Source organism: Nonomuraea sp. NPDC049480, from assembly GCF_044465905.1.
Taxonomy (GTDB): Bacteria; Actinomycetota; Actinomycetes; order Streptosporangiales; family Streptosporangiaceae; genus Nonomuraea.
The window spans coordinates 152,106-160,600 of sequence record NZ_JBITMD010000027.1; the positions used below are offsets into that span (position 1 = coordinate 152,106).

General features: G+C 64.3%; 11 protein-coding genes. 5 read left to right on the plus strand and 6 right to left on the minus strand.

Features of this window, described 5'->3' with window-relative positions:
- Positions 1–71: 71 nt before the first annotated feature.
- The 5 genes from ACIBX3_RS49010 to ACIBX3_RS49030 all read right to left on the minus strand — a co-directional run bounded on the left by ACIBX3_RS49010 (position 72) and on the right by ACIBX3_RS49030 (position 3,182).
- Complete coding sequence (locus ACIBX3_RS49010; RefSeq protein ID WP_397127589.1) at positions 72–638, minus strand: hypothetical protein; 567 nt, start codon at positions 636–638, stop codon at positions 72–74.
- Between the two features lie 365 nt (positions 639–1,003).
- On the minus strand, positions 1,004–1,729 hold the full coding sequence (locus tag ACIBX3_RS49015) for a Mut7-C RNAse domain-containing protein (protein ID WP_397127590.1): 726 nt from the start codon (positions 1,727–1,729) through the stop codon (positions 1,004–1,006).
- A 103-nt stretch (positions 1,730–1,832) separates the two neighbouring features.
- Positions 1,833–2,231 (minus strand): hypothetical protein, encoded by a 399-nt coding sequence (locus tag ACIBX3_RS49020; protein WP_397127591.1) that lies wholly within the window; start codon positions 2,229–2,231, stop codon positions 1,833–1,835.
- Complete coding sequence (locus ACIBX3_RS49025) at positions 2,228–2,503, minus strand: hypothetical protein (protein ID WP_397127592.1); 276 nt, start codon at positions 2,501–2,503, stop codon at positions 2,228–2,230. Before ACIBX3_RS49025 ends, ACIBX3_RS49020 begins: the two co-directional genes overlap by 4 nt.
- Positions 2,504–2,690: 187 nt before the next feature.
- Positions 2,691–3,182 (minus strand): ATP-binding protein, encoded by a 492-nt coding sequence (locus ACIBX3_RS49030; protein WP_397127593.1) that lies wholly within the window; start codon positions 3,180–3,182, stop codon positions 2,691–2,693.
- Between the two features lie 149 nt (positions 3,183–3,331).
- On the opposite strand from ACIBX3_RS49030, the gene ACIBX3_RS49035 reads away from it, so the two are divergent.
- The 5 genes from ACIBX3_RS49035 (at position 3,332) to ACIBX3_RS49055 (ending at position 7,933) form a co-directional block, all read left to right on the plus strand.
- Entirely contained in the window at positions 3,332–4,159 is an 828-nt protein-coding gene (locus ACIBX3_RS49035) for a helix-turn-helix domain-containing protein (protein WP_397127594.1), read from the plus strand.
- Positions 4,147–4,359: a DUF397 domain-containing protein gene (locus tag ACIBX3_RS49040; protein WP_397127595.1), complete on the plus strand. Its 213-nt coding sequence runs from the start codon at positions 4,147–4,149 to the stop codon at positions 4,357–4,359. The genes ACIBX3_RS49035 and ACIBX3_RS49040 overlap by 13 nt, the downstream gene beginning before the upstream one ends.
- A gap of 537 nt (positions 4,360–4,896) precedes the next feature.
- Positions 4,897–5,139 (plus strand): hypothetical protein, encoded by a 243-nt coding sequence (locus ACIBX3_RS49045; protein ID WP_397127596.1) that lies wholly within the window; start codon positions 4,897–4,899, stop codon positions 5,137–5,139.
- Positions 5,136–7,346 carry a hypothetical protein gene (locus tag ACIBX3_RS49050; RefSeq protein WP_397127597.1) on the plus strand — a complete coding sequence of 737 codons (2,211 nt, stop codon included), beginning with the start codon at positions 5,136–5,138 and terminating at the stop codon, positions 7,344–7,346. The genes ACIBX3_RS49045 and ACIBX3_RS49050 overlap by 4 nt, the downstream gene beginning before the upstream one ends.
- A 311-nt stretch (positions 7,347–7,657) precedes the next feature.
- Positions 7,658–7,933, plus strand: coding sequence for a hypothetical protein (locus ACIBX3_RS49055; protein ID WP_397127598.1), 276 nt, complete (start codon positions 7,658–7,660; stop codon positions 7,931–7,933).
- Between the two features lie 248 nt (positions 7,934–8,181).
- Here the strand turns inward: ACIBX3_RS49055 and ACIBX3_RS49060 are convergent.
- Positions 8,182–8,495: integrase core domain-containing protein (locus ACIBX3_RS49060; RefSeq protein WP_397127599.1), on the minus strand; the 314-nt coding region annotated here is incomplete at its 5' end.

Sequence of the window (8,495 nt, forward strand, 5' to 3'; positions counted from 1 at the left end):
GTTTATTCTCTCCACTGCCGCTGTTTGCCTGGGCGGTGATGGAGCCACTGACCAGGCAATCAGCAGCGCACTCAGCAGAAGCCCTGACCGGCTTCCCGCTGAACATCGATGGAAGGTGTCTCGCCTTCATGGGGCGGCATCGTGGACGCGACCATCAGCGCGCCGTCCGCGGTGCCGTCCACTCTTTCCAGGAAATCCGCCCACGCGGACGACATGGTGAAAGCCGTGATCGAATACCACTGGCCCGCCGTCTTGGGATTGTTCGCTTCGAGGGAGACCGTCACATTCCATTGCCCGGTAGGGCGGACGGTGTCGACGCGGTAGAACTGCGTCTTGGCCCGCGGCATGCCGGTCGTCCGGCGTACCGCGACCATCAAGGCCATTCCCTCGGCTACCTTGGCCGTGCCTCGGACCATGGGACAGGCTGACGCGGTCGCGCCGGCTCCCGTCTCTGGTGCGGTGATGATGATGGCGGGGGAGTCGCCCCCGGTGCTGACCCGGGTGAAGGACACCACGGCGCTGGTGAGGCCGACCAGTGCCGTGGCCGTGCCAATGACGGCGGTCGCCTTCTTCCACCTGTGCCAACGTCCAGCCGGGGCGAGCCCGGCGTCGTTGGCGGGCGTCGATTTGTCCGACATATTCTGCAAATCCTCCTCTGGGTGAATTGCCGGGCTGGAGACGGCAAAGCATGCGATATGAGGAAAATAGCGGTATTGGGGGCCTGGTGCGGTGAAGTGCAGCGAATCATGCCATACTTGCTGATTTTAGGTACGCCAAGATGGCGTTACCGCCGGAGTGCGCTAACGCCGAATGTGAGAGTTGTTCTGAAGTGCCCGTTGGGCGGCCCCAGCATACACCCGGATAGACGATTTGTGACGGTAACTACCTAATGGTGATATGGGTGGTGAAGGTGCAGGTAGGTGGCCGTTTGGAGATCAACTCGAAGTGCATTCTAGAAGGAGCTCATGAGGAAAGTCCCCTTACCTATTTGCGCGAACAGTCGTTAATGTGCGCTATTGGTCCATGCACGTGCCGACTGCACGATTTCCTCCAGCCGGTCGCTGTGCGCACCGTGCCAGTAGACCTGGCCGCACTCCAGGCATCGGCCGTACGCGTCGTAGTTGCGCCTCGTGCCCGCCTCCAGGAGAGGCGCCACCTCCTGCTTGGCCACCGGCTCCAGCCGGCCGTTGCATGCCGTGCACCGCGTCCACGGGCGCAGCGGTGGGGAGAAGCGTTCGAGGAGGTCGCGGAGCTGGTCGGTGGGGCTGGAGCCGCGTACGTACGCGCCCAGCCACAGCGCGCGGCGGCGCAGCAGCCCGCGGTCCTGGGTGAGCAGCACCCGGCGCTCCTCGTTGGCCTGCACCACGAGGGCGGGGTCGTCCATGTCGTTGTGGTACGCGGCGTCGATGCCGAGCAGCCGCAGCCGCCGGGCCAGCGTGCCCAGGTGCACGTCCAGCAGGAAGCGCGGCTCCTCGGGCAACTGCTGCGGCCGGGGCATCGGCCGCACCTCCACCACATCGCCGTCCGCCGGCTGGTAGGCGGGCGCGACGCCGCGGCCGTTCACGGTCATCGGTCCCACCTCGGTCAGCGGGATGCCGATCGACTCGACGTGGTGACCCAGCGTCGAGGTGCCGTCCGGCGTCACCTCCTGCCATTCCTGGCGGCGGCTCACGGGCAGGAACATCCTCAGCTCTGGGGCGATGCGCAGGCGTGCGGTCACGAAATCCATTCTGTGTCACCGGATACCGTGAATTCATACCTATAACGCGCGTGCCCCGCTCGGGGGCCGCCCTGCCGGCGGGCGGGTGTCCACCATCGAACGCTATCGGCCACTAGACCTGAAAGAACTCCAGGTGACCGTACCCCTCCCAGCTCGCGGCGTCTCCCGTAAGGACCGGCCAGCCCCGATCCATGGCGAGGTAGGCGGTGTGGGCCTGATGCAGGGGCACATCGAGCGGGCGGGGCGCATGCCGGGCATGCCGGACGACCCGGAAGACCTCCTGTCTGGTCAGGTCCTCGATCACGCAGGACCGGAACCCGAACAGCCACATGATCTGAGCGGGGTCCGGGTCCCCGAGGATTGCGGCCTGGGCGAGAGTGGTGACGGGGAGCAGGAGGGCGTCGCCCTCCTGAGTGAGCACTTCCAGGGCGTGGCGGGCGTCGCTGCCCTGCTCGTTGTCGGACAGGACCCGCAGCACCGCCGTGAGGTCCGCGACGTATCCAGCGATCACGTGGCGTTGATCTTCTTTACGGCGGCTGCGGCTTTCGCGGCGTGCATGCGCTGGCGGATCTCCTCGCGGCGCTGATCGTAGGCGTCGGGGTCAGCGGCGCGATCCTTCGAGGTCAGCCGGGCGAGTCGTTCGCGGGACGTCCGGTCGGCGTCAGCACGCTCCTTCGCGAGGCCGGCGAGGTAACCGGATACGGTGGTGCCTTCCTGCTCGGCCATCTCCTTGACGAGGTCGTACACGTCGTCGGGGAGGCTCATGGAGAACTTTTGTGCCATACCTGCACCCTACCCAGTAGGGGGCTGTGTGTCTCGCGACCATCGAAGCCGCGTTGGCTCATGCTCAGGGACGACGAAGAACGGCTCTTGCTCGTCACATAGTGACCGCACGTTCGCCGTGCGGAATCTGAGCAGCTGTCCGTTCCCCTATCGGCCCATCCTGAGGGCGATCATCGCTGGATCAGCCTCAGGAGGCACCGCGACGAACTGTGTGAGCGCGCGGCGCAGACGGTCTTCGAGGTCCACGAGCAGCGGACGGGCCAGGGGAAGGCGGGACTGCCCGGATGGCGCACCAGACGGTACGGCCAAGCCCTCGGCCGTGCTCTCGAACCCCCCAGTCCTGGGAGATCTTACTGATGATCAGGAGCCCACGACCGGTCTCGGCCTCCGGCTCCTGCCGGAGGTAGGGCGCGGAGAACGTGGAACCGGGGTCGCGTACCTCCACGTAGATCACTCCGTCGGTGACGGCGACGGTGAGGCCGATGAGGTCATACGGCCTGGCATTGGAGTGGCAGAGGGCGTTCGTCAGGAGTTCGGACGCGGCCAGTGCGGCATCCTCGACGGAGGGGTGGTCGTCTCCCAGCCATCTGCGCACTTCGGCGCGTGCGCGCGAGACGGACTCGCGAATGGCCGCCAGATCGATCGACCCGACGACCTTCGGCTCGACGCTCGCTTTCATCACTTCACCTTCCTGAAGAAGCCGATCTCGATCTGCCTTGTCCACCCTCTCAAGATTTGGCTACACTCTGTAGTCAGTTGACTTCGACATGGCATCAACCGTTCCGCTGAAACCTTCGTTGAAACGGTGGCGATCCCCCAGGAGGTCAGGTGCCGAGGGAAAGCGAGCTTTGCCCCGCCGACTCGCCGACGGCGCTCTTCGGCTTCGAGTTGCGGCGACACCGCAAAGCCCGAGGCTGGTCCCAGCTCCGTCTGTCGAAGGCGGTGTCGTACTCCGTCGGGACGATCAGCATGATCGAGACGGCCAGGCGGTCACCGACGGAGGAGTTCGCCCGCCTGTGCGACGAGGCGCTGGAAGCGGAGGGGGCGCTGATGCGGCTCTGGCCGATGGTCAGCCATGCGTCGGCCCCGCCGTGGTTCCGGCCTTGGCTCGACGTGGAGGCCACGGCGGAGGCGATCCGGACTTGGGAGCCGCTGGTGGTGCCCGGCCTGCTTCAGACCGAGGACTATGCCAGGGCCGTGCTGAGCGGCGATGTCGGCGCGACTTCTGAACAGGTCGAGGAGCATGTGATCGCTCGTATGGAACGCCAGAGCATCCTCAGGCGGCCCAAACCACCGTTGTTGTGGATCGTGATCGATGAGGCTGTCCTCCATCGCCCTATCGGCAGCCCCGCCGTAATGTCCGCGCAGCTTGCCCGCCTCATCGAAGCGGCCCAAGCTCCCCGGATCACGATCCAAGTCCTCCGTCTCAATGCCTACTCCACCACCGGTCTTGCCGGCGGATTCGCCATCGCGCAAGCTCATGGGGTATTCGACACGGCCTATGTCGAATCCGCTGGGATCATGAGCCGAGTAACAGAGCGACCGGAGGACGTAAGCGTCCTAACATATCGATATGAGGCGATTCGCTCCGACGCACTGCCCCAACGCGAATCCCTAGATCTGATCAAGGAGACGCTGCAGCAATGGACGAGCTGACCCGAGAACTCAACACAGCCACGTGGCGCAAATCCACCCGATCGGGACCTGACGGCGGCAACTGCGTCGAGGTTGCGGAGCTGTCCGGTGGACGCCGAGGCGTCCGCGACAGCAAGAACCCTACCGGACCTGCACTGGTCTTTACTCCAGGCGAATGGAACGCCTTCATCGGCGGCGTAAAAGCCGGCGAGTTCGACTAACCCATACCGGACACCCACCGGCACGGCCAGCGGCTCTGCTGACCGTCGTTCGGGAGTCCCCAAGCCATCCGGCGTACCCCCACTTCCCTTGGCCTGTCACTTGGCCCGCTCGATGACGTCGTCGGCGTTGACGGATGTCCGCTTGACCATCATCACCACCACCGCAATCGGTAGGCCTGGGCGGTATTCGAGCACGTAGCCCGCGCTCAGTTGCGCTCTCTGCCGCGGCCTGCCTCGTGGTGGCAGGGATCTTCTGTTTCAGTTGATGTTCAATCACCGCTGCCGATTTCATTTTCCGTCGAGGGAAAAAGATCCGCGGGTCGCAGTCGACTATTCCCCGGCAAGCTTGGCGGAAGATCGACTCCGTATGCGCCTATCAGGCAAAACACCTCATTCTCGAACAAACCTCGAACGTGCTATACCTTTCACTGCGTTTAAGCTTGTTCTGTTGACGTGATGTTGATTACGGTGTGAACGACGTGGGAGACGCCGCCTCCTGATCTGTTCTGGTGCAGCGAGCCGTACGAGGGGATCATCTTGGCCGACCTCGACCGCCAGGCGATGCGGGCCGTCGCGGAGCGGATCCAGCGGCTGTCGGACGAGCACTGGTGGGCGCTTGATCCGTCCTGCCGCCTGATGGAGAACGACACGTGGGTGGGGCCGGCGGGTGGCCGGTTCGACGCTCAGGTTCACGCCGACCAGCGGGAGCTGCGGGACATGCTCAGGGAGGCCGTCCACAGCGCGAACCAGAAGCTGGCGTCGCTCCCGGACAAGCCATGACGGAGTTCACCGGGGTCAAACAGCCCGAGTTCGACACGATGGCGAGCAAGCACACCGAGAGTGCGAGGCGGCTGGAGGAGCTGGCGCAGGCTCTGCACGGTGAACTGCAGGGGGCCGGGCTCGACACCGCTCCGGCGGCGCGGCTGCGGCAACTGGCCGGGAGGGTCACCACACAGGCCGAAGATCTGCGGCGGCGGCAGAAGCTCGTCCACGAGTTGCAACGGCAGAAGGTCACCTTCGGCAGGAGCACGCCTGCCGGGAGCTTCCTGGAGATGCCTGACAGCCTGGATGCGGCCAAGGGGCTGTTGGACGGGACACTGGCGGCTCGTGCCGCGGTGAAGGCCGCGGACGGAGATGCAGCCAAGGCTGGGGCCGAGCTGGAGAAGTACGTGTCACGGATCGGGGACCCGGAGTTCGTCAAGGCGTTCCTCGCCGCGCTGGGTCCCCGGGGTGTGACGCGGGTGCCAGGCTCGCTCGCCATGCAGTTGCGCGACGCCAGGGCTCGTGGGGACTCCGCTCGCATGGCCCAGCTCTCCAGCCACGGCAAAAAGGTGCTGGGCATGCTGAGCACGGCTCTGTCCAAGGGAACCGACCCGAAGAATCCCGCGTACATGGGCGATGACTTCCTCACGGAGCTGGTGAAGGAGGGGCGGGCCGAGCACAAGGGTGGTGGCACGAAGTACTCGGGTTACCAGGCGCAGGCGCTCATCTGGCGGGCCCATGACGGGAAGCCGCCGTTTTCGAAGGAGTTCATGGAGGTCGTCGGGCGCGACGTCATCGTCTACGAGAACGAGCAGCGCAAGAGCGAATGGGCGGCGAGCAAGGATCCGCTGGGCGGTAGGTTCGGGGGCGTTCAGCTCCCCATAGTCGACCTGGCCGGCGCGCTGGGCCTCGGCACCATGCTGCGACCGGGAGCGCAGATGGGCGGTCCAGGTGTGAAGAGCCAATCATCGGTGGTGGAGGACCTTTTCCATGCGGCGAAGTTCAGCCGGGAGGCGTCCCACGCCCTCCTGGACCACACCCCGGCTGGGTGGAAGGAGTCCGTGCTGGATTATTTGCTGACGACTCGGTGGGGTGCTTCCCGTTATCTGAACGACTACAAGCCCATCAGTGACATGCTGGTGACCGCGACGACCGGCCAGGACGCGACCTCCAAGAAGTTGGCCGCCGAAATGACGAAGGCCCTCGCTGACGAGGTGCGGGGCGCCTTCGGCAAGGCCGACAGCGGCAACCTGGAGATCAAGAACAGAGACATATTCGATCGTCACGCCCCCCTGCGCTATGCCCTGGGCCGCGCGATCGCCGCCAACATCGACCAGGTCTCCCGGCTCCTCCTGAACCATGCGACCTTCGGCCAGGTCGCGGCCAAGGAGATGTCCTACGCGCTGGCGCTGGCCACCGCTGACGATCGCGCGTTCGAGGCACTGATTCGAGCGCAGACCGAACACATGCGGGAGGCGTTCGGGACCGTGCCTCCGGTCGGGCTCAACGCCGCCAACGCCGAGCGGCTCGGTTTCACGAAGGCCGACGTCAAGGAGTTCGACTTCGACGAGGATGGACGGGTCGACAAGGCCGACATTAAGCAATTCCTGACGGACCGGACGGTGGCGGAGGCGCGTCCATTTGGCCACATCGTGGAGATCCGCCGCCAGGTGCTGATCGCTCAAGGGCTGGACGACAAGAAGGCGGACGAGGCGCTGAAGAACATGGTGGGCAACGCGCTGGGGCTACTCCCCGTCCCGGGAGCCAAGCAGATGGGCCAACTGGCCACCGGCGCCTTCGGCGAAATGCTCGGAAAGGGATACGACAAGCTCGCCGGAGCCGCATATGACGAGATGGCCAGACAGGTCGCTCAGCGGATGTTCGAACAAAAGCGAGGATTGGACGAAACGCACCAGACGCTGGCGGACAATCGGCTAGCAGTGGAGAGGCTCGCGGAGCAGATGCTTGCCACAGCCATGTTGGACAAGGGCCTGCTTGACGGACTGAACCTGCACAAGCAGACATTCGTGAGCGGAAATCCACCAACACTCAAGCCCTTCACCGAGATGACTCCACAGGAATACAGCGAGTTCCTTGAGTGGACTCGCGTAGTGGGAGGAAGTAACGACCTGCTGGATCGTTTCAACGGCACCTTCCGCCGGACCAGCGAGGTGGATGACTATCTCGGCCTTCAGATCCCCTCCTCCTCCGGAGGTGGCAAATGAGATGTTCTCGCCTACACGTTGCTCTGACCACTCTCGTGTTGCTCACCGCAGCCTGTACCCCAGACAAGCAGACCATCTCCACGCCGGCCCCAGTTCCACAGCCGGTCGTGGATTCCGCACCGTACGTCTGTAAGTTCCTCCCAGAGCAGGCATTTCGCCTCGTCAGTGGTGCGACCGGACCTCTCGTCGAGAGAACCAACGGCACCGAGAAAGATGGCGACTGCAGGACTTCTGATACGACCCCTCGGCCTCTCAGAGTGTGGTGGATGCAGGAGGGTCCCGGGATGTCGCGAGAGCATTTGGACTTTCTCATGGACGACAGGCGTTCGGTCTACACCAGGCACGGCGGAGTCACGCTTCCCAAGGACCTTGGTGATGGCTTGGCCGCATTCGTGCAGAGTGCCCCGTTCGCCGACCAGCCGTACCGAGTAAGCGCGAAGTTCCGCTGCGGCAGTAAAGAGCGACTGATCGACATCTACCTGCCCCAGGTCGCCAAAGGCAGGGATGCGATCAAGGACATGACCGAGCTCATGCGCATCGCCCAGAAACGCTACGGCGCCCTGTACGACTGCACTCCCGGCACATAAAACCCACAAACGACTCGACCGCGCCTCCCATTGATCACGGGCCGCGGTCGAGCGATCAGGGCGTGGCCTTGTGGGCGCGTGCCGAGCGACGGCCTCGCAGATCATTGCGGGGCCGGGCGTGGAATTTACCCGGTCAGCGGGAAGCGCGATTCACCGCGGAGATGATGGCCTTGAGGGCGGCCGTGGTGGTGTTGGCGTCGATGCCCTGAGGGGCCTCGGAGATTCCGGACAGCGTCTGGTGGTCTGACCTACGCTGCGGAGTGCCGGGTCAGGTACTGGTCTTCGACTTCTTGGGGAGTCTGATATCCGAGTCCCGAATGTAGACGCTTGCGATTATAGAACCCTTCGATGTAACGGACAACCTGACGGCGGGCCTTATCTCGCGTACTGAACGTGAACCGGCTGAGCCATTCGTTCTTCAGAACGGAGAAGAACGACTCGGCCATCGCATTATCCCAACACGCCCCGGTCCGGCCCACAGACTGCCGCATACCCATCCGCTTCAGCTTCTCACCAAAGACTCCCGACGTGTAGTTCGACCCACGATCGGAATGGAAAATAG